Origin of the sequence: Antarctobacter heliothermus (genome assembly GCF_900188425.1) — a bacterium.
Classification (GTDB): domain Bacteria; phylum Pseudomonadota; class Alphaproteobacteria; order Rhodobacterales; family Rhodobacteraceae; genus Antarctobacter; species Antarctobacter heliothermus.
This window is the reverse complement of the sequence record NZ_FZON01000029.1, coordinates 23,866-45,982: the sequence shown is the minus strand read 5'-3', so window position 1 is coordinate 45,982 and position 22,117 is coordinate 23,866. Positions and strand designations below refer to the sequence as shown.

The window sequence follows — 22,117 nt, the reverse complement described above, 5'->3', positions numbered from 1 at the left end:
CTTACCCCCCCTGCATCGCGGTTAAAACTTCGATATGGTCACCGGCTGAAAGAGGTGTTTCATCACGCAGAGCTGCAGGCACAAAGACCCCATTGAGCGCGGTGGCGACCCGCGCGTCACCCCAGCCTAATTCCGTCAAGGCACGGCTGAGAACGGTGGTGTTGATCTCGCGCGGCTCTCCGTTCACTTCAATTTTCAAGAAATAGATCCCCTGTCTTGCTTGTTGAAAGAAACGCGGCCGCTTGTTCGGCCAATGCCGGTGCCATCAAGAACCCATGGCGGAACAAACCATTGAGGTGCAGCACGTGCCCCCGCTGCACGACGCGCGGCACGTTATCGGCAAAGGCCGGGCGCAGATCTGCACCCATTTCGACTATCGCCGCCTCGGCAAAGCGCGGATCCAGCGCATAGGCCGCCGACAAAAGCTCAAGCGCCGAGCGTGCTGTCATAGGGCCGCGCGCCGCGCTTTCGATCTGGGTTGCACCCAGCATGAACACCCCGTCCGCACGCGGCACAACATAAAGCGGGTGGCGCGGGTGCAGCAGACGGATGGGGCGGGTCAGCATGATCTCGTCAGAGTGCAGTACAATCATTTCACCGCGCACCCCGCGCAGGCCCTGCAAATCACCCTGTGCGGCCAGACCGCGACAGTCTATCACTGGACCTTGCACGTTATCCGGTGTGATCTCCGCCTGTTCGATGACAACGCCCAAGGCGGCAAGGCTGCGCACCAGATCGTTCAAGGCCTGACGGGGGTCCAGATGGGCCTCTTTGGCAAAGAACAGTCCACGTTTGTGCCGTGCCCCCAGGTCGGGTTCAAGTACAGCGATCGCGTCATCATCGCAGGCGACATGCGCGGTGGCGCGCGCGGCAAAGCGGTTCAGTTCAGCGCGGTCCCGCTCGGGTGCAAGCACCAGCGTACCTCGAGAGCTCACGGTGGTGACATCACCCCATAAAGCAGCGGCCTTGCGCCCGTGGGTGATGACGGAGGGCTCTGCTGTGGCACCTTCGCATTCGGGGGCCAGCATGCCACCCGCCCACCACGAACAGGTATGCGGCCCCGGTGGTCCGGACCGGTCCACCAGACGCGGGCGCAGGCCCCGTGCGAGGCAGGACCGCGCGGCCCAAAGACCACCAACACCTGCACCGATGATGGTCACATCAACCATTGGGCCAGACCTTATGGAAATGGTGGACGGGGCCATGTCCGCGGCCGATATCCAGACGGTCAGCTGCCTCTATGGCCCCTTGCAGGTAGGTATGAGCCATGCCCACCGCGGTGGGCAGTGGCATCTTGCGCGCCAGTCCTGCGGCGATGGCAGCCGACAGGGTGCAACCCGTACCATGCGTGTTGCGCGTGGGGTGGCGGCGGGCTGACAACCGCAACGCTTCGTCTTGCGTGACCAGCAGATCAATGCAAACGGCACCGCTTGCGTGGCCGCCTTTCATCAAAACGGCGCGTGGACCCAGCGCCAGAAGCGCGCGGCCTTGTTCGCGCATCTGGGTTTCGTCTGTTGCCTCGGAGGTGTCCAGCAGGCGCGCAGCCTCCGGAAGATTCGGGGTCAGCAGATATGCCAATGGCAACATCCGTGCACGCAAAACGGCGACTGCATCATCCGCCAACAGCGCATCCCCTGATTTGGAAACCATAACCGGATCAAGAACCACTGGTGCTGGCACTGCGCAAGCCGCCAGCCCTTCTGCAACGGCACCAATCGCGTCCGGCCCACCGAGCATTCCGGTCTTGATCGCACCAATTGCCAGATCGTCGAAAACCGCATCCATCTGGGCGCGGATGATCTCGGGGGACAGCATCGTTACGGCGGTAACGGCACGGGTATTTTGCGCAGTAATCGCGGTCAGGACACTGGCACCATAGACGCCGAGCGCGCTGAAAGTTTTAAGATCAGCCTGAATTCCAGCGCCGCCGCCACTGTCGGAGCCTGCAATTGTCAACGCCTGAAAAGCCACACGTGCCCCCCATTAATAAAAAGGGTCAGACGCATTGAGAAACGGAGGGTTTACGGCTGTATTGGTCACAGCGACACTCCGTTCCCTACGCCGGAATGACCCGGATCAGGTTCGATGGGTCGGTTTTCACCTCTCAGCCATGACGGCACCCCAACGGATATCTGATGGCTAGCCGTCAGCAATTTGAAAGTCAAACACTCTTCTGACGCGCTACTGCTCTTTTCTTGAGCTGGTCGTAACTTTGCCTAAGTATCGTTGCGCCATTTCCACCAATTTTTGTGTGTGTGAATGTATTTTCCAAATGTGATCGAGTGAACATCCACCTCAACTACCCCGCGTTTCGGGGTGCTTCAGAGTGAAGTTATGTTTGCTGAACATTCTGCGAAAAGTCCATGTATGCCGTTTAGGGCCAACTTGGGGTGCTTTACCGGTCTGTCGGCGATGCCCGCAAGATTGCGTCGCATTGGCGCGCTCACTTGGACGCAGCGATGGAGCGGTTGCCATCCGTGAAGGCCCTTTTGGAAGTGCTTTAGGGCTGTCTATATTGGTTGAATAGGGGGCATAATTCCGTCCTTGTCTGGTGACCTTCGCTGGGACGCGATCGCATAAAGCAGCTTTTGTTGAGGCTGTTTTTGAGGATCTTAGTGATTTGAGGGAATTTTCGGGGGCCAGGTCAGGAGCTGCGTTGCGCCACCGTTGGTAGCGCACTGTGAATGAAAACAGTTATTAAACGGATGTGCGGCGAGTGGTCGGATTGAGAACGATGACCGGTTCCTATGACACAGCGAATAACAGCTCGACTTACCAGGCGGAAATCAATCATTCGCCCGGGACGCGACTATATTGCTGGATCGCCATCGGAACAGCGGGCCGTGCCACCATCACCGAAGACGTCGTACTTCAGTACCTGCAAAATCACATCGCTAATCCTACCGACGCAAGTCGGTAGTGGTTTAGTATCAAAGTAAAGCCAATATAGTATGGATTCAAAACTATATACTTGTCAATACGGCGGGCAAACGCTATATATTTCCATTAATGTATACGGGAGGAAAGAGTCTCAAATGGACAGCCGCACTATCACCGAACAACTGATGCACCTCGGGCGAATTGTGTCAGGTGATGGCCTTGTGGAGGGGTTGACGCCGGGCCAGTGGGCTATTCTGAGATATTTCGCCCACGCAAATCGTTTTTCGCAGACTCCATCTGCGTTTGCTGCGTTTCACGGCATAACCCGCGGCTCGGCCTCCCAGGCTATCAAGAGCATGGTGACACAGGGTTATTTGCATCAGGCCCGATCCAAGGCCGACGGACGCAGTGTGCGATTGGGCTTGACGAATAAGGCCAGAGCCTTGGTGGTCAACGATCCAATCGAAGTCCTGGTCGAGGCGGTGGAGGCTTTACCTCCAGGCGTCCGGGGAGGCTTTTCCAGTATTCTACAGCGCATGTTGGGGCGCGTCGCCCTTGCGACGGGTAAGCCGCATTTTGGCGTTTGCGAAAGCTGTGCGCATTTCGCTGACGGCGGCGGCTGTGAGGAAGGTCGGCCCATCCATCTATGCACGTTCCAGCAGGAACCGCTCATGGAAGAAGATCTGGGCAGGCTCTGCATCGATTTCACTCCGGAAAAGCCTGCGCCCAAAGCTGGGGTCGGCTTGCGATGACCCATCCCTTCACGGAAGTTGCAAGTATTGTTGATCGTGATGCCGTGATCAACGCCGAGGCGCGGGCACCAAAACTGAGCCTTTCCGTCGAATCCTTGAAAGAAGATATGGGAAACAGCCCTGTTGCCGATGTCGCAGAGACTGATCGCAGAACGAGAGTTGAGGTGTGTTCATTCAAACCAAAGCAACCCAGATTCCGACTCATTTCAGATTGTAGCCTCGTCGATTGGTTGCGGAAATTTGAACGGCGAACTTCACAGCGCAGGAGGATGCGTTCCTTCATTGTCGGAGCGGCTTCGTACCAAGAAATCGAGAGCATCGCCAGCTCTCCTGAATAGACGGTACCGACCATATGAAAATGCAAGTTTACGATATTGATGTTCACGCTCTGGCTGGGATGCGTGCCGATGAGATCGCCCACACCGTCCTCGACATCCGCGAACAAATTGAGGTGGAGACCTGCGCCATCGAGGGCAGCCAGTGGATTCCCATGCAGAGCATTCCTCAACACATAGATGCCTTGTCCCGTGGGTCCCCGCTTATTGTGCAGTGTCGTCACGGCGTGCGCAGCGCCATGGTGACGGAATTCCTGCGCAACAATGGCTTTGAAAATGCCTGGAACCTGGCTGGCGGGATTGATGCCTGGTCCCGGCTGATCGAGCCGGACATGCCACGCTATTAAGGAGGACAAAAATGGATATTTCAGCCGCTCCGCTTTACGTCAAAAAGTTAACGCAAGGCCGCCACACTGTGACTGCACCGCGTCAAGGTCTCTGCGAAATCACAGGAGATATCCTGACCTGGATCGAGTCACAGAAAGTGACGACCGGACTGTTGACTCTTTATCTGCGCCATACCTCCGCCTCCCTTCTCATTCAGGAAAACTATGACCTGGACGTGCTGCGCGATTTGGAAGATTTCTTCGCAGCGCAGGCACCGGAAGACACTACGCTTTACCGGCACATCGCTGAAGGCGCTGACGACATGCCGGCCCACATCAAAGGCGCGCTGACGCAGACGCACCTTGCCATCCCGGTCTGCGATGGCGACCTGCTTTTGGGCCGTTACCAGGGTATCTTCCTGTTCGAGCATCGGCAGACACCGCGAGCCCGCGAAATCGTTCTCCATATTGAAGGCCAATGATGGCGCAACCCCTGAGAACCGCAAACAAGTAGGCAAAACGATGACTCCTTTCGATACAACCCAATTGGTGCCTGATAACCGTTCGATTTACGGAGCGAAGAACTCGATTGGCTGTGTACCGCCGTCATCCGCCGGGAGGGTGCGCAAGCTGCCACTCAACGGCGGCAAGCCTCTCGTTTGCAAGAACGTCCTGTGGCCGTCCCAGCGTCTTGGGCGGTTTCTGGAGAGCGGTAAGCGCCGTTCCCGCCCCATTGGGATTTTGCTTGCAGGCTGGATTTGCGCCGATGTCGGCTAACATTTTCGCCCTCGTGATTGCTCACAATGAGCTCACTGAGGAGTCCCGGATGAGCTCATTGTGAGGGTTTGGCATCCACCGCATAGGCCCATGGCATCAGATCATCGATATTCTTGTCGAGATGGCCATTGGCGAGCTTGGTGAAGAGGTCGCGCAGGTAGGCATAGGGTTCGACGCCGTTCATCTTGCAGGATCCGATCAGGCTGGCGAAGCGCGCCCAGGAACGGCCACCCTCATCGTGGCCGGCAAAAAGCGCGTTGCGGCGGTTCATGGCCGGGCTGCGGATTGCGTTTTCGACGAGGTTTGAATCGATGTCGACCCGGCCATCTTCGAGGAATAACCGGAAGCCCTCTTCGCGACGCAGCATGTAGGCCATAGCCTCCCCAAGCTCTGACTTGCGCGAGACGCGCGCAGCCTGTGCGGCCAGCCAGGCGAAGAACTGATCCACGAGAGGGCGGGAGACCTGCTGACGCACCGCACGACGATGATCGGGGGCTGATCCGCGGATCGCGTCTTCGACCTTGTAGAGTGCTGCGATGCGCACCAGCGCCTCATCGACGATGGGTGAGCCCTTCTTCGGTTTGGCCTTGATCAGCTTGCGCCGTCCGTGGGCCCAGCAGAAAGCCAGCCGTAACGGATCGCCACCCGTGCGTTTTGGCGTGGCAAGGTGGGTATAGGCACCATAGGCATCAACCTGGATCGTGCCGTTGAAGTCGGCCAGGATCTCATCGGCGTATTCACCCTTTCGACCGGGTCGATAGTGGAACACGACGCCGGGCGGCGCGGTGCCGCCCCAGCCGCGGTCGTCGCGCAACACCGCCCACAGATAGCCGGTCTTGGTCTTTCCGCGCCCGGGGTCCAGCACCGGGGCGGTCGTCTCGTCAACATAGAGCCGCGTGCTGCCCTGCTTCAGCGCCACTGCCATGTGGTCGACCACCGGCGCGATCAATGCACCCGTCCGACCCATCCAGTCAGCCAGCACCGACCGGTCGATCGGCACACCAAGCCGCGCCATAACGACCGCCTGCCGGTTCAACGGCATGTGTTCGGAATACTTGGACACGGCGATCTGCGCCAGCAGCGCCTCGGTGGGCCAGCTGCTCTCCAGAAGATGCGCCGGGGCTTTCGCCTGCACCACACCCGTGCGCCCCTTGGGGCAGGCGTATTTCGGGCGGATCGTGACGATGACCTGATAGCGCGCCGGGATGTAATCCAGCCGATCGACCCGATCCTCACCGATCCGCACCATGTCCCCACAACCGCATGGGCAAACGATGCTGTCGGGCTCTATGACGCGCTCGACGCGCGTCAGGTGTTCCGGCAAGGCGCGCGCCTTGCGCTTCTTGCGCGGCGCCTTCTTCTCGGGATCGGTCTCGCTGGCCGCAATTTTCTCCTCGACCGCGGCAATCTGTTCCTGGGTTTCCGCGATGGCGGCTTCCAGATCCTCCAGCGCCAGCTCGAGTTGCGCGGGGTCCAGCTTTTCCGATTTCGGCCCGAACTTCGCATGTCGGTATTGTCCGACCTGACCTTCCAGCTTTTCGACCAGTGCCGTCAGTTCGGTGATGAAGGCGTCTTTCTCAACCCCCACAGCCTGTTCATGCAGGCGGGCCGCACGCTCGACAGAGGCTTCAAACCGTGCTGCATCCAGTGCCGCAGACTGTGCGGCAAAGGCCTTCATCACTTGGGATGGAAGGTCTGGAAACTGGCTGAGATCGAAGGGCTGCGACATGCAGATTCATAGCCGATCCGGACTGGAAAGGCCAATAAAACAACGCCAGAACAGCTGATTAAATCATCCCGCTGCACTGGGTGGAGCGACCCGCTGCGCAACGATCCGGCGCCAGTCCAGACCTTCGAACAAAGCCTCATACTGGGCGCGCGACAGCCGCATTGTCCCGTCCTGAACCTTCGGCCAGGCAAAGTTGCCTTGTTCCAAAACTTTGTAGACCATCACGAGACCTGTTCCGTCCCAAACCAAAATCTTCAATCTGTCGCCGCGTTTCGAACGGAACACGATCGTCACCCCGGAATGCGGATCCAGCTTCAGCTCGGTCTGCACAATCAGTGCCAGCGCCCGATGCCCGCAGCGGAAGTCCACCGGACGTGTCGCAATCAGGATCGGCTGACGCTGTCCCGCGACGATCATGCCAGCCCCCGCAATGCGTGCGCCACCGCTGCGGCCCGCTCTGCCGGAACATCCCCCGGCACCCGCAGCACGAAGTCGCCACCCATCTCGATAGTGATGATCCCGCACATCGGTCCGGCATCCACTGACAAACCGACACTCTCATCCTCTACAGACAACGGCACGAAGGCCGGTAAAACACCTGACAACACTCCGGACATGGCGTCCGCCGACAGAACCAACTTACCCAAGCGAGCCTGCCGCCGCCAATCCGACAGCTGATGCGCGACCAGACCATGCCGCCGGGCAATATCCACGACCCGCACGCCAGGCTGAAAGCTCTCTGCCACGATCCGGGCTTTCACCTCATCCGGCCAGCGTCGATATCCCCGCGTTCGCGGCAAAACCTCAATGCAGCCATCAAACCCATCCCCGCCGTCCGCCATTGCCATCTCCTTCTGAAATCTCAGAAGGAAACTCGCTGCTCCATCAGCGTAACGGAACCGTGGAAATCAATGGGACGGGGACGGCGCTTACGGAGAGCGGTGCGCTCGACGAACTCACTCTGCTACCAACGGCTCGCAACTTGCACGCTACGCCAACAATCTTTGCGCCGCTGGCGTCAGCGTGTGAGCCGATCACCCGCAAACCGAAAGGCCATGACTTTGTTATCGACCGTCATACAAAAACACCGGCAATTTCACGACATATGAGTGTTACGGGCGGCTTGCTCCATGGCCATCCCGCGATTCCCCCGTTTACAGCCTGAGCAACCAACAAAACAAGAGAGTTGAAACATGTTTATACAAACCGAACAAACGCCCAATCCGGCAACGCTCAAGTTCATTCCTGGCGTCGAGGTAATGGACAAGGGAACAGCAAGCTTCCCGACGCGGGAAGAGGCCGCCCGCTCACCTTTGGCCCGCCAACTTTTCGAAGTGAACGGCGTCGATGGCGTGTTCTTTGGCGGTGACTTTATTACCGTCACCAAAACCCATGACATCAACTGGACGACGATCAAACCCGCAATCTTGGGCACGATTATGGAACATTTTACGTCCGGGCAACCCCTGCTGAACTCAGATGCAAGTACGTCAAGCCATGCCGAATCGGATGATGAGGACGAACTGGTAACCCAGATCAAAGAGCTTCTGGACACGCGCGTCCGCCCGGCTGTCGCCCAAGATGGCGGCGACATCCTGTTTCACGGTTTCGAGCGGGGCGTCGTCTACCTGCAACTGCAAGGCGCCTGCTCGGGCTGCCCGAGTTCGACGGCAACGTTGAAAGGGGGCATCGAGAATATGTTGCGGCATTACATCCCGGAAGTGATCGAAGTGCGAGCGGTATGACGTCAAAACAGTACATCAAAGGCGAAATGGGCGCAGCGACAAAAGACTGGAATGCTTGGGCAGTATTCACTGCGGCTGAACTTAAAATGAAGCTTGCCGAGCTTCAGAAGCTTGTTGACAGTGGTATGCTGACAGATCGTTCGTTGGAGCATCAGCTTACAGAAATGGGGATTATCGAGAATGAGTTGGCCGGACGCGATGACGCGTGACAGTTATGCAAAGTTCAAGAACGATCTGGGCGTCCCCGAAATCCGAATTGGCGTGAAAGAGTTCAAATGCGCAGGCGTTTCAGCGCCCCAGGATCACCCGCATATCTATCTCAATATGGGTGCGGCGGACACGATACTCTGTCCCTATTGTGCGACCTTGTTTAGCTATGATCCCCAGCTCAAACCGCGTGAGGCCGATCCGCCGGGCTGCGTATTTTCAGACAATATCAATGGATAGAAACATCAACTTTCCCGCAATCTGCGCAGGCCTAACGGCCAATTTCGTGCATTTGGTGCGTAAATCTTCTACCAACACGATCTGCCGTCCAAGTTTACACTTAGCAATGGACTCCCGGATCAGCCCTTAGTCAAGAGGGTGGGATTAGAGCGCGTTTTCGGCTAATTTCGATTGGTAGCGCTACTTCATATATTGGTTACTCAAAGCTGCCCGAAACTGAAAAACAACCGGCATCATATTTCGCAAAGCGTCTGAAAAATGTGCCCGCTTGGCTTTGGTGGATCGCGGTACGACGCGAAATCAGGCTGATCGTCGTAAGGTTGCGAAAGAAGGTAATCCTCCTGTTTTTAACGGGACATGGTCGTAGAACTTACGCAGCCATTCTCAGTTTCTGGGCGGGTGTGATGCCGCCGATGCCCATGTTCGGGCGGTCGTTGTTGTAAGTCCAGCCACTGTCCAATTGTCCGGGACCACCTCATCTGGGCTTCGGGCTGAAATACTTGTCGAACTTGTTCTCCATGCCGTCATACTCGGCAGCATCTGCCGGAGCCTCGCCTTGCTGGATGATGTTTGGCCATTTGGCGGAAAAGTCGCGGTTGAGCTCAAGCCAAGCCTCGGCACCTTGATCGGTGTCCGCCAGGATAGCGTCTGCGGGACATTCCGGTTCGCAGACGCCGCAATCGATGCATTCGTCCGGATGAATGACGAGCATGTTTTCGCCTTCGTAAAAGCAATCGACGGGGCAGACCTCAACACAGTCCGTATATTTGCACTTGATGCAGGATTCCGTTACCACATAGGTCATCTGAGGTCGTTCATTTGTGGCGGAAGCGCTCTTGCCAAAGCGCGCTGAGGCATTTTTGGGCTTATCATCTGAGAGGGTCCTTTCGACATTGACTTCGGGCGTTTCGCTTTCAACTTCATGATGTCGTTAATGGCTTTCGGCGATTGCAGACGAGCAGGAACAAGATCGTCAGACCGAGCGCCGTAGTCCAGATTGTTTTGGCAACCAACGGGATGCGCGCCTTTGCCCTGATCGTTACAAGATCCATGAGCATTTTCTCGCTTCCGGGGGCGATGGTCGCTATCATAAGTGCTAGACGCGGTGCACCTTCCGAAAATTGGCGCGAGTCGGCTCCGAAATGAGGCTTTGACCGTTCACGGAGAAGTAAGACGTGTGCAATCAGCAAAGCGACGCGCTGAAGTTTCATAGCGGTTGCATTGGGTTTTACATCTTGCGCTTGACCATAAGCTTCTTGATTTCAGCGATTGCTTTTGCCGGATTAAGGCCCTTGGGACAGGTAGCGACACAATTCATAATCGTGTGGCAGCGATAGAGCTTGAACGGGTCTTCAAGATCATCCAGCCGTTCGTCCATCGCCTCATCGCGGCTGTCGGATATCCAGCGATAAGATTGCAGAAGCACTGCTGGCCCCAGAAATTCCTCAGTGCCGTCTTTATCACCGTTCCACCAGTAGCTGGGGCAAGAAGCGGTGCAGCAGAAGCAGAGAATGCAGTTGTCCAAACCCTCTAGCTTATCGCGGTCTGCTGGGCTCTGTATGCGCTCCCGGTCGGGCGTCGGCGTATCGGTCTTAAGCCAGGGCTCGATTGACGCATATTGCGCGTAAGCGTGTGTCAGATCCGGCACCAGGTCCTTGACGACTTCCATATGCGGCAACGGATAAACTTTCACGTCACTCCTGATGTCACTGATTGATTGTATGCACGCCAGCGTGTTGATGCCGTCGATGTTCATCGCACAGGAGCCGCAAATGCCCTCCCGGCAGGACCGCCGGAAAGTCAGCGTTGGGTCGATCTCGTTCTTGATCTTGATGAGAGCGTCCAAAACCATCGGGCCGCAGGTGTCGAGATCCACTTCATAGGAGTCTATGCGGGGGTTCTCTTCGTCGTCCGGGTTCCAGCGGTATACCTTGAAAGACTTCGTTCTCACGGCGTCGACCGGTTTCGGCCAAATGTGGCCAGTGGTCATCCGTGAATTGGCTGGCAGGCGAAGCTGGACCATCCTAGTAAAACTCCACATCGGGGTCTTGAACAATGGCGTTTAACTGCTGAGCAGATAGATCAATGCGCGCCCCGTTGTCTCCATTCACTAGCATAGCCTGATGGGGCCGCCCGAGTTGAGGTCTGCTTTGGTTACGCGCTACAAGATGATATCTGCCGAAGGGAATGACGCGACCGTCTTCTCCCGGAAGAATAACAGGAAAACAGACATAAACGACCTGCTCCGCGATTTTCACCACCGGATTGGCGGGTTTTGACAAGTGCCATGAGGCCAGGGGCGGCCATCCAGCATACCCGTCATTTGCAGTGTTTTTACTGATCGTTGATGTATCAGGTGTCATCAGCATGTCCTTTCTCGCTAGTCTTGTGACAGCTGGCCCTTGTCCTTCAGAAACTGTTCCAACTCGCCGCTTTCATAAGCCTCGCAAACGATGTCGAAGCCGCCAAAAAACTCTCCTTTTACATACAATTGCGGGATCGTGGGCCAGTCAGTAAATACCTTGATTCCCTCGCGGAGCTCCTTTTTATTGCTTTAAGTTGTGATGGCATAGGCGCGATTGCCGAGGATGTTGCTTGCATGGACGGTGGCAGTCCGGGGTCTCGAAACCCATATTGGCATTGCTGCTATTTTGCATTTTTCCCCACTTCCTTTTCTGCTGATATATGGTATCGAAACGAAACTACATGTATATAGATTCGAAACTATGGTCTTGTCAATGTAGTATGGAAACGATATCATTTTTAGAGAGGAACTGGACACTTAGGGGCGCGAGGCCATCGAACTGATCAACCGCCTAGTGTGGATTACCTCGGGCCAGATAGCGGCGCGACAGTTTCTCTCTCTCGCCAACCCTTTCGGTGTAATTTCAGTGTTCCCGGACAGAAAAAGACAAAACGTTACAGCGAAGGAAGCGAAGTGATGGAAGGTTGGCCAAAGAAAGCGGGTAGCATACTGCTGCTACGCAGGCGGAGAAAGGGTTGAGGGGGTTCCAATGACACTAGAGACCGATGGCCGCCTGCGTCATCCGGAAAAGGCTCACAAACCGGACAATCCAACTCAGCCCAAGCCCCCCTGGATCCGGGTCAAGGCACCTACTTCGGACACCTATCACGAAACCCGCAAGATCGTTCGTGAACACAATCTCAAGACGGTGTGCGAGGAAGCCGCCTGTCCCAACATCGGGGAATGCTGGTCCAAGAAGCACGCGACCATGATGATCATGGGCGAGGTCTGCACTCGGGCGTGCACATTTTGTAATGTTGCGACCGGGAAGCCGGGCCATCTTGACCCCTTCGAACCAACCAATGTCGCCAGAGCCGTGGCGCGTCTCGGGCTTGCGCATGTCGTGATTACATCGGTCGATCGGGACGATCTGGCCGATGGTGGCGCGGAGCATTTTGCGGCGGTTATTCGAGCCATCCGAAAGACAACACCGGACACGACGATCGAGGTGCTCACCCCGGACTTTTTGCGCAAAGATGGTGCGGAAGGCACCGTCGTTGCAGCCAAACCGGATGTCTTCAATCACAACCTGGAGACTGTGCCAAGGCTCTACGCCGAGGTTCGGCCAGGCGCGCGCTACTTCAACTCCCTCCGATTGCTCGACCAGGTCAAGAAATTGGACCCCTCAATGTTCACCAAGTCTGGCATCATGGTCGGCTTGGGAGAGAGCGGCGAAGAAGTGCTCCAAGTCATGGATGACCTGCGTGCTGCCGATGTCGATTTCCTGACCATTGGGCAGTATCTACAGCCAACGCCCAAGCATCATGTCGTCGATCGTTTTGTCACACCGGACGAGTTCAAACGCTTTGAGTCTATGGCCTACTCTAAGGGCTTCCTCACGGTCTCGGCCTCGCCTCTGACGCGTTCCTCTTACCATGCTGGCAAAGATTTCGCCCGCTTGCGGGTCGCGCGCGAAGCACTTCTTTTTGATGCCCGGAGCAATGCTCAACCGGCCAAGCGAGACGGATCTCTTGAATCCATGGTTCAATGATGAGCCTGCTCTTCGGTAGTATGCGGATGGTGCAGGGCATTGTGTCGCCTGCAGACTGTACGAGGCCGCACGTTTGGCACTTGTCATCGCCATTCAACCATTACGATGTGGATATGACGAAATGCATCAACACGGTTGCTGCCAGGAACGTTATCGAGCGGGCGCCATCATCATGGACGCACGCTTCGAATTTGCCGCCAGGGCGAGGGAGGAATATTTTTCAACTAAGCTGGGTTCCCAATTAGGCTAAAGAAATAGCAGGATTTTGATTGAATAAGTTAAGTGCTCCGCAACAGAGCCAATTGTGTGAACACTGACCTTGGAAAAGCGTTAGCGCAGAAAATCTGGTGGAGGATGCATCCTGTTGCTGACACTGCCGAAACAACCGGGAGGGGAGTAGAAGACATGGAGAATGCCAAAAATTTCAATGCCGCACAAAAACTGATCCGATCGCATCTGGTCGCTGGCGAGATGACGCCGGGTGCCCCAATTGAGCTCAGGATCGACCAGACGCTGACCCAGGACGCCACAGGAACCCTTGCCATGCTGTCCCTGGAGGCAATCGGGCTCGACCGTGTAAAAACCGAAGTCAGCGTCCAGTATGTCGATCACAACCTGCTTCAAATCGATAATCTGAATCCGGACGATCACTTGTTCCTCGAAAGCATCTGCCGGCGTCTTGGCGTCTGGTATTCGCGGCCAGGCAACGGCATCAGCCATATGGTGCATATGGAGCGCTTCGGGAGGACCGGTGCGTCTCTCCTGGGTGCTGACAGCCACACGCCGGCGGCCGGCGCGCTTGGCATGCTGGCAATCGGGGCAGGCGGCCTCGACGTGGCGCTTGCCATGTCGGGTGAAACTTTTGCGATGGCCATGCCCGAGATTTTCGGCGTCAAACTCGTAGGCAAACTTCCCGACTGGGTCAGCGCCAAGGATGTGATCCTCGAGATGCTGCGTCGGCACGGGGTTTCGGGCGGTATCGACAAGATCATCGAATACTATGGTCCCGGCCTGGCTGACCTAACCGCAATGGATCGTCATGTCATCGCCAATATGGGCGCGGAATTGGGCGCGACAACGACAGTTTTTCCGTCTGATGAAGAGGTCAAGCGCTTTCTCGAGAGCAAGGGAAGAGCCGAGGACTGGGTCGAACTCACCGCCGACGACGGCTGCGCCTACGACCATCACGACGAGATCGACCTCTCCACTCTCGTGCCACTGATTGCCAAGCCATCGAGCCCAGGTAACGTCGTGCCTGTTAGTGAGGTCGAGGGAGAAGAAATCTATCAAGCCTATATCGGATCGTCGGCCAATCCGGGCTGGCGTGACTTTGCAGTGGTATCCGATATCGTGCGAGGACAGGTGGTCCCCCCGACGGTTTCCTTCGACATCAACCCGTCCTCCCGCCAAACTCTCGAAACTCTGATCGCGGACGGTCGGCTTGGTGCCATGGTGGCCGCCGGGGCACGGATACATCAGGCTGGCTGCAACGGGTGCATCGGTATGGGGCAAGCCCCCGCGATCGGACGGAATTCGCTGCGAACAGTGCCGCGCAACTTTCCGGGCCGGTCGGGGACCAGGGAAGATTCTGTTTTTCTCTGCTCTCCCGAGACCGCCGCTGCGTCTGCACTTACGGGCAAAATAACCGATCCCCGCTCTCTCGATATGCCTTGCCCGCAGCTTAGATACCCAGAGAAAACTGTCGTGACAGAGACGATGATTGATGCACCACCCCACCCGGACGAGTCGCGTTCTGTCGTGGTGGTAAAGGGTCCTAATATTAAATCGCTTCCCGATTTCGACCCGTTGCCTGACACGTTAGAGCTGCCGGTAATCCTCAAGATGGGCGATGACATCTCGACTGACGAGATCATGCCACCGGGCGCAAAGGTGCTGCCTTTCCGTTCGAACATCCAGAAGATCGATGATTTCTCGTTCGAGCGTATCGACACGAGCTATGTCGAGCACGCGCGCTCCGTGCGTAGCACAACCGGTCATTCCGTGATCGCTGGTGACAATTACGGCCAGGGCTCGTCACGCGAACATGCGGCCGTCGCACCACGCAACCTCGGTTTGAGGCTCGTACTGGCCAAAGGCTTTGCGCGCATCCATCGGCAGAACCTGGTCAATTACGGTGTTCTGCCACTCGTATTTGCCGAGCCGAAGGACTATGAACGCCTTGAAACAGGTGATGTCCTCATCGCGCGGGATCTGCATCAAACGCTGGCAAATGACGGCGATGTCATTCTAGATATCCAGGGCAAGGACTCTATTATCACCGATCCCAGCCTCACCGAGAAGCAGATTGCTGTGATTCTGGAAGGCGGCCTTATCAACTGGCGACGAAAATCACTAGCAGCTGGGGCTTGAAATGACCTGGTCTTGATGTGATCTGATGGCGCGCACGCCGCCTTCGACCGGCATCAAAATGTGCTGTGGTCTGCACGGGGTACAGGGCCAAGTTGTTTTGCGGTGCCAAGCCGGCTAACCGTATCTGTTCCAGTGTAATTGCGCCCGCCTCAGCCGCTTCTGTACATGATACCCGTCGAGGCTGGGCCGGGCCAGGAGAATGATGATTTGAGACTACCGAATGCGAGGCACAACGCGGTCATGCTGAGGGCCATTGTGGCGGGCGTTCCGTCAGGCTGAGCACAATAAAAGATGGTCGTTTTCAACTTTTGACAAAAGGCAGACATGCGAGGCGTTGTTGCAGGGATCAAGTGGGGATAATAGGCAATTGCGTCAGCGCAAGTGCGACCATCGCCGCCAGAAAAAGCGTTTCGGCAACTAGCAGGGCTGCCGCCAGTTTTCCAACCTTCAGGATCTCGGCGGGGCATGTCTTGAGGCCGACCGCCGCGATTGCGGTCAGCAGCAACCAGCCTGATCCGTCGACCGCAATCGCAAGCAGTGGGGCAGGCAGGGTCGCCGCGGAATTCAGCGTCGCCAGCAGAATGAATGCCAATACGAAACCCGGGATAATGGGTGGCCGTGTGCCGGAGGGGTCTGAGGTCGAAACGCTGCGCAAAAAGACCGACGCTATGATAACCACCGGAGCCAGCATCGCGACGCGCAGAAGCTTTACAAGGGTAGCGGTTTCGCCCGCCTCCTCAGAGATTGAAAACCCCGCACCGACCACCTGGGCCACATCATGGATCGTTGCGCCAAGGTAAATGCCCGCCGTTACATCGTCAAAGCCAAGGGCCTGGCTTAGGATCGGATAGACGATCATGGCGATGGTCGACAGAATGGTGACGCCAACAACCGTGAACACCAGCCTGTCGTCAGACTTATCGTCCTTTGGCAAGATCGCAGCAATCGCGAGCGCGGCTGACGCTCCGCAAATTGCAACAGCCCCTGCCGACAAGAAGGCAAAGCGATAGCGGAACCCGAATAAACGCGAGGTCGCAAGGCCAAAGCCAATTGTTGCAGGCACCATCAGCACAACCATCGCCACGATGGGCCAACCAATAGCCCCGACCATATCAAAGTTGATCCGAAGCCCCAAAAGCGCCACGCCCAGTAGCAAAAGCGTCCGAGCACTCAACGCGATACCCGGCCCACAACGCGCATCACGGGACAGAAAGTTCAGGCTGATCCCGAACAGAAGGGCCAGCAACATCGACGGTGCGCCATACTGTTCTGAGACGAACTTGCTCGCCAGCGCGATCATAACCGCCACAAGCACACCAGGCAGAAGCGTCTGGATGCGGGCGTTCCAGCCGGAGAAATTCATGTATGCAACCTTGGAATTATATGAGTGTTTGGCCTGTATGCAGATGGCTAAATTGGCATTTGCCAAGGTATCTGCGAGCAAAATGTAATGCGTTGGAAAACACATGGCAATACCATCACGACGTAAGTGCTGCGTCAAAGAACGCGCGCTCACATCGTACCACTTTCTGGAACATTGAACCGCCCCGGGTTTACCGGAGGGCAAAACTCTCGGAGAATTGCCCGTTATGGAACAGACACAAAAGAAGAAGACCTCGAAGCCGTATTCACCCGTTGCCTGACAGTGCATTGAAAATGCACGAGAAGGTGAGTTCCGCGAGTGTGCGGTTCGGCTGTTCGAGATTGCCACCCGGTGCGTGTAGCGACTGAGATAAGCCAGCACTGCCTCAGGGCCATCGAAGGGTGGTTTGGCATAGACCACCCATTCTGTTTTGCGCAATGGGGCGAGATATGCTTCGAAGGCCTGTGGCTCTGACAGCCCAGTTAGATCACCGAAGAAGGTGAGTTCACCTTCGCGGTGCAGAGCTATCAACCCTTCGATAAACAGGCGGCGGAAGAGCCGAGACAGAACCCACGCATGCAGGAAGAACCCCGGCTTGCATGCGACCCAACGGGTGCCGTTGGGTGTGATAAGCCTCCACCCGGCACGATCATGTGGACGTGAGGGTGATGCGTGAGAGCCGACCCGTCGTGTCGAAGACGCGCCTCTGGCGCGATGTGTGCAGCAGGCCCCATCGGAAGGTTTGTGCGTAGGATCCCGTTAAGGCGGAACAATGTGGGAACTTTTATGTTTCCGCTGTTTGCTTGATCAATCTGTAAGCTGTTGATCTTGCGATACCCAGTTGTTTTGCGGCTTGCCCGGCGGTCATTCCAGCCACCGTGAGCGAAGCACCCTACATCTTGGACGGGCTCCTGATGAACGAAGCGGGCCGAAAGATCAAAGAGCAGTATGCCGACACCGGTGGCTTCACCGACCACGTCTTTGCCGTCACCTCGCTGCTGGCCTTCCGGTTTATTCCGCGCATACGGGACCTCCCCTCGAAACGGCTGTATCTCTTCGACCCAGCCGCCGCGCCGAAGGAGCTGCGCAGTCTGATCGGCGGTAAGATCAGAGAGGGCCTGATCATCCAGAACTGGCCGGATATCCTACGCGCCGTGGCCACGATGGCAGCGGGCATCATGCCGCCCAGTCAGTTGCTCAAAAAGTTCGCAGCCTATCCACGCCAGCACGAGCTGGCACTTGCCCTGCGTGAAATCGGCCGCATCGAGCGCACGCTCTTCATTGTCGACTGGCTGCTTGATGCCGACATGCAGCGCCGTGCCCAGATTGGTCTCAACAAGGGCGAGGCCCATCACGCCCTGAAAAACGCCCTGCGCATCGGGCGGCAGGGCGAAATCCGCGATCGGACCGTCGAAGGTCAGCACTACCGAATGGCCGGGCTGAACCTGCTGGCGGCCATAATCATCTACTGGAACACCAAACGCCTCGGGCAGGCAGTGGCGGCACGAAAACGCGTCGGACTCGATGACTCTGACGAGCTTCTGGGGCACATCTCGCCTCTCGGATGAGCCCACATCCTCCTCACAGGCGAATACAGGTGGACAAAGCGCACCGTGGCCGCCTTGTGAGACAATCCTGCCCCGTACTGGCATGTGAAGTAATCACCCCCTATATCTTGCCAACTTCGCAGGCTGTTGCAGGCATCCGTCCAGTGTGACGCCCTGGGCGGGCTCACACCGCGCTCAACAGGCAAATACAGGCGGCGAAAAACAGTGACCAAGGGCCTTAGGGTGTCATCCTGCCCCCTACCGGAATCTACCCCTAAATAGCATCCAGTTGATCGCGCAGGTAGAATACAAACTGATTCAAAATCTGCTGCGGTATACAGATCAATCCATTCTGAATACCAGAAGGGTAAATTAGGATCGCAATTTTTGTAGTGCTCAGCCCAGGTCAAATGGCTCCATTCAGCAACGACAAGGACGGCGAGCATCTGCCCGTACTCGTCTGTCAGCGATCCTCCTGTGCAGACAAACGCTTTCAATGCCGCAAAAGATTACCGGGGTTCTCATATCTGGGAACTAGGGCCAGAGCCCATCAAAAGAAAAAGTGACCTTGCATTGCATAAGTAGTTCGACTTCGCTATCAAAAGACCATGACATATACATCAAGCGGCTCTGACGAAATCGCCGAACTCCTTATTCATATTGGGCGCTCTTCGCGTGGTGAGGACTTGGCGTCCCCCCTGACTGCGGCACAATGGACTTGCCTGCGGTTTTTTGCGCGCGCCAACCGCGTGTCGCGCACACCATCCGCGTTCGCTAGTTTTCAGGTTACCACGCGTGGAACGGCCTCCCAGACGATCAAAACCCTCGAGGAGAAAGGGCTTCTTGCGCGGTTTCGTTCTGATCATGATGGCAGGAGCGTTCGCCTCGAGATCACCGAGCAGGGGCAGGAAGCCCTTAACGCGGACCCGCTGGCAGATTTAATGTCTCTGATAGACGTCATCAATCCGAAAGAACGTGCGGCATTCTTGGCGACGCTGTCGCGCCTGTCCGAAACCCTTGCGGGACTGAAGGGCGCGCAGGCGTTCGGCACGTGCGAAGCCTGTACTCATTACACATCATCGGACGGTAGGGGCTATTGCGCCTGTATCGCGGCAGAACTCATGCCCATCGACTTAGGCAAGCTTTGTGTGAATTTCAGCAGTGGCGGTGTGCTGCCACGCCCACTAATTCTATCGGATGAAATGAGCAAAGGTAGCGCGCAATGACACAACAAGACGCCCATGCAAACGCTGCAAATTCCAGTCATAACGAACGCAAGCTATTCGCTATCAGCAGTGGCAAGGGTGGTGTCGGGAAATCAACCGTAACAGCCAATATCGCGGTTGCAATGGCGGGCATGGGGCTGCGGGTCGGCGTTGTGGATGCCGATATTTATGGGCCTTCCATCCCGGGCATGTTGGGCATCAAGGGTAATCAGCCGCCTGTCATGTCACCGGACAAAAAAGTGATCCCTGCGCAGGCGTTTGGCATAAAGGTGATGTCGATGGCTATGCTGTCGGATGATGACAGTCCTGCCATCCTGCGCGGCCCGATGGTGACCAAATACTTGCAGATGTTTGTCGCTCAGGTGGAGTGGGGCGAGTTGGATGTGTTGCTTTTGGATCTTCCCCCGGGAACTGGCGATATCCAGCTGACGCTTGCACAGGCCTTTCCGCTGACTGGCGCAGTCGTCGTCAGCACGCCGCAGGATGTCAGCCTGAAAATCGCGCGGCGCGGCTTGCGCATGATGCAACAGGTCAACGTTCCGATTCTTGGGATCGTCGAGAACATGAGCGGCTTTGCATGCGGGTCCTGCGGTGAAATTACGCATATCTTCAGCAAAGGGGGCGGTGAAGCTATTGCGCGCGAAATCGGCGTACCGTTTTTGGGCGCGGTTCCAATCGAGCCGGCAATTGTTGACACAGGCGATGCGGGCACACCCATGGTAAGTGCCCATCCAGACAGCCCCGCCGCGCAGGTCTATGTCAAGATTGCTGAGGCGCTTGTTGGCGGCGGTTCCGAGAAAGGCGGCCTTGCGTTGCCCTTCGATTGGCATGTGTCCGAGGGCACGGGCAAACCTGCTGACGCGGCACCTTTCAGCTACGGTGGTGCTGCTGACGTGGCCATAGCGCTTGATCATGATGAGATCGGGCTGACAATCTGCTGGCAGGACGGCCATGAACAATTGATCGGGTCGCGCGATCTTCGGCTGAATTGTCGCTGTGCAGCTTGTCGCGATGAGATGAGCGGTGCGGCAATACTTGATCCCTCCAACGTACCGCAATCTATCAAACCGACGCGGATATGGAGCCTTGGGAATTATGCGCTTGGGCTGGCTTTCAGTGACGGCCACAGCACTGGAATCTACACATTCAAAGCCCTTCGCGCCATGCAAAGCGTAGAGGTTGAGGATGTCTGAAGCTGCAACGCGCCGCCGCATTCGGGTGCAGCCCACGGTAAAAGACCCGCAAACCATGCGCTTTATTCTCGAGGCACCCGTCCAAGACAGCGCATCAGTTTGCTACGACGATGCAAGCACGGATGCCCCGCTGGCGCGGGCACTATTTGCCATCTCGGGTGTGCAGCGTGTCGAGGTTGACGGCGCTTCGATCTATGTAAGTCGCAGCACGGATGTGGATTGGTCCGCATTGAAAGCCCCAATTGCGGCTGCAATTCGGGATGTTCTGGATCGCGAAGCCTTACCATTGGGACAACGGAGCGAAGCGCCTAAGGGTGAAGACGCGCTTCTTTTGCTGGCCGTCGCTGATCTGCTCGACCGCGAGGCGAACCCAGCGATCGCCAGCCACGGCGGTAGCGTCGCCGTAGAGCGCGTTGAGAACGGTGATGTCTATCTGCGCATGTCTGGGGGCTGTCAGGGATGTGCCGCGTCATCCGCCACGTTGCGTCAGGGTATTGAGACCATGCTGCGCGCCGGTCTTCCCGCAATTCGCGAAATCATCGACCTGACAGACCACGAAGCCGGAGCCAACCCTTTCTACACTGGCACACCGGGAAATACGCCAACTCTAAACCGGCCACTGCCACCTGGGACGATCGACTGGGAAGACGGACAGATCATCATAGATCCCGAATACCTCGCACCGAAACTTGGGCTGACGCCAGACACCTTGCGCGCAGGCATGCGCAACGGTGACATCGTCAGCAGCTCCGAAACCGGGACTGAAGAGCACGCAGGAAAGACACGCATCACAGTGCGAACCCCCGTCAGAGCCTGGGCGGCAGAAGTGTTTGCTGATGGCACAGCCCGCGAAGCTCCGCCGCCGCGTGCAAGGCCAATTCAAGCCACCGTCGGGGAAACGCTGGCTGACCAAGTTCGACGATACCTCCAGAACCTGCCCGAAGACAAAGTGCCAATTACCTACGGAAAACTTGCACGCGCGCTTGGATATTGGGCACCGGGTTCGATCGCCAAAGTGACTTCCGCACTCGAGGCCACAATGCGCGTGGATGCTGCGTTAGCGACACCCTTCATCGCAGCGCGGGCCGTCAGCCGCGGCGGGGATGAACTCCCCGGCAAGGGCTTTTTTGAACTGGCGCAGACGTTGGAACGTGGACCCATGGATGGCGAAACTGACCGTGCTTTTCACGAACGGCTTCTAGGTGAAGTCTCATCCACGCTCGAAAAAATTCAGGAAACTGCTTCAGAGTAGTCGCCTGAGCAGATTGTTCGTGGGGTGGATTTCCGCAAGGTTGGAATTTCTTGCTGCGTTATCCTGCCCCTTACGGCAACCCATGGTTCATAATATTTAGTATCGAAACGAAATCAATTTGACAAGATGGCCTGAAGTAAGTTAGTTTTGTTTCGAAAC

At 56.8% G+C, this 22,117-nt stretch carries 23 protein-coding genes, 3 pseudogenes and 1 riboswitch; of the genes and pseudogenes, 13 read left to right on the top strand and 13 right to left on the bottom strand.

Translation table 11 applies throughout. From position 1 onward, the window contains the following. Position 1: 1 nt before the first annotated feature. Genes thiS through thiD form a run of 3 tightly spaced genes read right to left on the bottom strand, consistent with a single transcriptional unit; the run spans position 2 to position 1,971 of the window. Positions 2–199 carry a sulfur carrier protein ThiS gene (gene thiS, locus CHB90_RS14980; RefSeq protein ID WP_089278677.1) on the bottom strand — a complete coding sequence of 66 codons (198 nt, stop codon included), beginning with the start codon at positions 197–199 and terminating at the stop codon, positions 2–4. Continuing rightward, positions 189–1,169, bottom strand: a complete 981-nt coding sequence (locus tag CHB90_RS14975; RefSeq protein WP_089278676.1) for an FAD-dependent oxidoreductase — start codon at positions 1,167–1,169, stop codon at positions 189–191. Before CHB90_RS14975 ends, thiS begins: the two co-directional genes overlap by 11 nt. Further along, a complete protein-coding gene (thiD, locus tag CHB90_RS14970) occupies positions 1,162–1,971 on the bottom strand; it encodes a bifunctional hydroxymethylpyrimidine kinase/phosphomethylpyrimidine kinase (protein WP_089278675.1) in 810 nt (269 codons plus the stop codon). The genes CHB90_RS14975 and thiD overlap by 8 nt, the downstream gene beginning before the upstream one ends. Positions 1,972–2,036: 65 nt before the next feature. Next, a riboswitch (TPP riboswitch) is annotated at positions 2,037–2,134 on the bottom strand. Positions 2,135–3,035: 901 nt separating this feature from the next. Here thiD and CHB90_RS14965 point away from each other — a divergent pair. From CHB90_RS14965 to CHB90_RS14955, 4 genes are read left to right on the top strand one after another with little or no spacing between them, the layout of a single operon-like run. After that, positions 3,036–3,632 (top strand): MarR family winged helix-turn-helix transcriptional regulator, encoded by a 597-nt coding sequence (locus tag CHB90_RS14965; protein ID WP_245823259.1) that lies wholly within the window; start codon positions 3,036–3,038, stop codon positions 3,630–3,632. After that, positions 3,629–3,970 carry a hypothetical protein gene (locus CHB90_RS26205; RefSeq protein ID WP_141135892.1) on the top strand — a complete coding sequence of 114 codons (342 nt, stop codon included), beginning with the start codon at positions 3,629–3,631 and terminating at the stop codon, positions 3,968–3,970. The genes CHB90_RS14965 and CHB90_RS26205 overlap by 4 nt, the downstream gene beginning before the upstream one ends. 14 nt (positions 3,971–3,984) lie before the next feature. After that, positions 3,985–4,314 (top strand): rhodanese-like domain-containing protein, encoded by a 330-nt coding sequence (locus CHB90_RS14960; RefSeq protein ID WP_089278674.1) that lies wholly within the window; start codon positions 3,985–3,987, stop codon positions 4,312–4,314. A gap of 11 nt (positions 4,315–4,325) precedes the next feature. Then, complete coding sequence (locus CHB90_RS14955; RefSeq protein ID WP_089278673.1) at positions 4,326–4,775, top strand: secondary thiamine-phosphate synthase enzyme YjbQ; 450 nt, start codon at positions 4,326–4,328, stop codon at positions 4,773–4,775. A 350-nt stretch (positions 4,776–5,125) separates the two neighbouring features. Here CHB90_RS14955 and tnpC read toward each other — a convergent pair whose 3' ends face one another. The 3 genes from tnpC to tnpA all read right to left on the bottom strand — a co-directional run bounded on the left by tnpC (position 5,126) and on the right by tnpA (position 7,641). Next, entirely contained in the window at positions 5,126–6,799 is a 1,674-nt protein-coding gene (tnpC, locus tag CHB90_RS14950) for an IS66 family transposase (RefSeq protein WP_089278672.1), read from the bottom strand. A gap of 63 nt (positions 6,800–6,862) precedes the next feature. Next, positions 6,863–7,216: an IS66 family insertion sequence element accessory protein TnpB gene (tnpB, locus tag CHB90_RS14945; protein WP_089278671.1), complete on the bottom strand. Its 354-nt coding sequence runs from the start codon at positions 7,214–7,216 to the stop codon at positions 6,863–6,865. Next, positions 7,213–7,641, bottom strand: coding sequence for an IS66-like element accessory protein TnpA (gene tnpA, locus CHB90_RS14940; protein WP_089278670.1), 429 nt, complete (start codon positions 7,639–7,641; stop codon positions 7,213–7,215). Before tnpA ends, tnpB begins: the two co-directional genes overlap by 4 nt. A 351-nt stretch (positions 7,642–7,992) precedes the next feature. Here tnpA and CHB90_RS14930 point away from each other — a divergent pair, with 351 nt between their 5' ends. Genes CHB90_RS14930 through CHB90_RS14920 form a run of 3 tightly spaced genes read left to right on the top strand, consistent with a single transcriptional unit; the run spans position 7,993 to position 8,991 of the window. Further along, entirely contained in the window at positions 7,993–8,544 is a 552-nt protein-coding gene (locus tag CHB90_RS14930) for a NifU family protein (protein WP_089278668.1), read from the top strand. Beyond that, a complete protein-coding gene (locus tag CHB90_RS14925; RefSeq protein ID WP_089278667.1) occupies positions 8,541–8,753 on the top strand; it encodes a hypothetical protein in 213 nt (70 codons plus the stop codon). The genes CHB90_RS14930 and CHB90_RS14925 overlap by 4 nt, the downstream gene beginning before the upstream one ends. Continuing rightward, entirely contained in the window at positions 8,725–8,991 is a 267-nt protein-coding gene (locus tag CHB90_RS14920) for a zinc-finger domain-containing protein (RefSeq protein ID WP_235575863.1), read from the top strand. Before CHB90_RS14925 ends, CHB90_RS14920 begins: the two co-directional genes overlap by 29 nt. 475 nt (positions 8,992–9,466) lie before the next feature. Here CHB90_RS14920 and fdxA read toward each other — a convergent pair whose 3' ends face one another. The 4 genes and pseudogenes from fdxA to CHB90_RS27015 all read right to left on the bottom strand — a co-directional run. Then, a complete protein-coding gene (fdxA, locus tag CHB90_RS14915; protein ID WP_089278666.1) occupies positions 9,467–9,796 on the bottom strand; it encodes a ferredoxin FdxA in 330 nt (109 codons plus the stop codon). Positions 9,797–10,219: 423 nt separating this feature from the next. Beyond that, entirely contained in the window at positions 10,220–11,014 is a 795-nt protein-coding gene (locus CHB90_RS14905) for a succinate dehydrogenase iron-sulfur subunit (RefSeq protein WP_050663551.1), read from the bottom strand. A 1-nt stretch (position 11,015) separates the two neighbouring features. After that, complete coding sequence (locus CHB90_RS26200) at positions 11,016–11,354, bottom strand: hypothetical protein (RefSeq protein ID WP_141135891.1); 339 nt, start codon at positions 11,352–11,354, stop codon at positions 11,016–11,018. 17 nt (positions 11,355–11,371) lie between these two features. Beyond that, positions 11,372–11,533: pseudogene (locus CHB90_RS27015) on the bottom strand (glutaredoxin domain-containing protein); the annotation flags it as partial. Positions 11,534–12,005: 472 nt separating this feature from the next. On the opposite strand from CHB90_RS27015, the gene lipA reads away from it, so the two are divergent. Further along, complete coding sequence (gene lipA / locus CHB90_RS14895; RefSeq protein WP_089278664.1) at positions 12,006–13,007, top strand: lipoyl synthase; 1,002 nt, start codon at positions 12,006–12,008, stop codon at positions 13,005–13,007. A 405-nt stretch (positions 13,008–13,412) separates the two neighbouring features. Continuing rightward, positions 13,413–15,377 carry an aconitate hydratase gene (locus tag CHB90_RS14890; RefSeq protein ID WP_089278663.1) on the top strand — a complete coding sequence of 655 codons (1,965 nt, stop codon included), beginning with the start codon at positions 13,413–13,415 and terminating at the stop codon, positions 15,375–15,377. A 346-nt stretch (positions 15,378–15,723) separates the two neighbouring features. Here CHB90_RS14890 and CHB90_RS14885 read toward each other — a convergent pair whose 3' ends face one another. The 3 genes and pseudogenes from CHB90_RS14885 to CHB90_RS27560 form a co-directional block, all read right to left on the bottom strand. Beyond that, positions 15,724–16,845 (bottom strand): YeiH family protein, encoded by a 1,122-nt coding sequence (locus CHB90_RS14885; RefSeq protein ID WP_342744962.1) that lies wholly within the window; start codon positions 16,843–16,845, stop codon positions 15,724–15,726. A 222-nt stretch (positions 16,846–17,067) separates the two neighbouring features. Further along, positions 17,068–17,438, bottom strand: a pseudogene (locus CHB90_RS14880) (transposase); the annotation flags it as partial. Between the two features lie 86 nt (positions 17,439–17,524). Further along, positions 17,525–17,608, bottom strand: coding sequence for a hypothetical protein (locus CHB90_RS27560; RefSeq protein ID WP_425426630.1), 84 nt, complete (start codon positions 17,606–17,608; stop codon positions 17,525–17,527). On the opposite strand from CHB90_RS27560, the pseudogene CHB90_RS14875 reads away from it, so the two are divergent. From CHB90_RS14875 to CHB90_RS14860, 4 genes and pseudogenes are all read left to right on the top strand, one after another. Continuing rightward, a pseudogene (locus CHB90_RS14875) lies at positions 17,607–18,308 on the top strand (Tn3 family transposase); the annotation flags it as partial. The gene CHB90_RS27560 and the pseudogene CHB90_RS14875 overlap by 2 nt on opposite strands. Before the next feature lie 587 nt (positions 18,309–18,895). Further along, complete coding sequence (locus tag CHB90_RS14870) at positions 18,896–19,513, top strand: MarR family winged helix-turn-helix transcriptional regulator (protein ID WP_089278662.1); 618 nt, start codon at positions 18,896–18,898, stop codon at positions 19,511–19,513. After that, positions 19,510–20,706 (top strand): P-loop NTPase, encoded by a 1,197-nt coding sequence (locus CHB90_RS14865; protein ID WP_089278661.1) that lies wholly within the window; start codon positions 19,510–19,512, stop codon positions 20,704–20,706. The genes CHB90_RS14870 and CHB90_RS14865 overlap by 4 nt, the downstream gene beginning before the upstream one ends. Next, positions 20,699–21,958 (top strand): DUF6522 family protein, encoded by a 1,260-nt coding sequence (locus CHB90_RS14860; RefSeq protein WP_089278660.1) that lies wholly within the window; start codon positions 20,699–20,701, stop codon positions 21,956–21,958. Before CHB90_RS14865 ends, CHB90_RS14860 begins: the two co-directional genes overlap by 8 nt. The last annotated feature ends 159 nt before the right edge of the window (positions 21,959–22,117 follow it).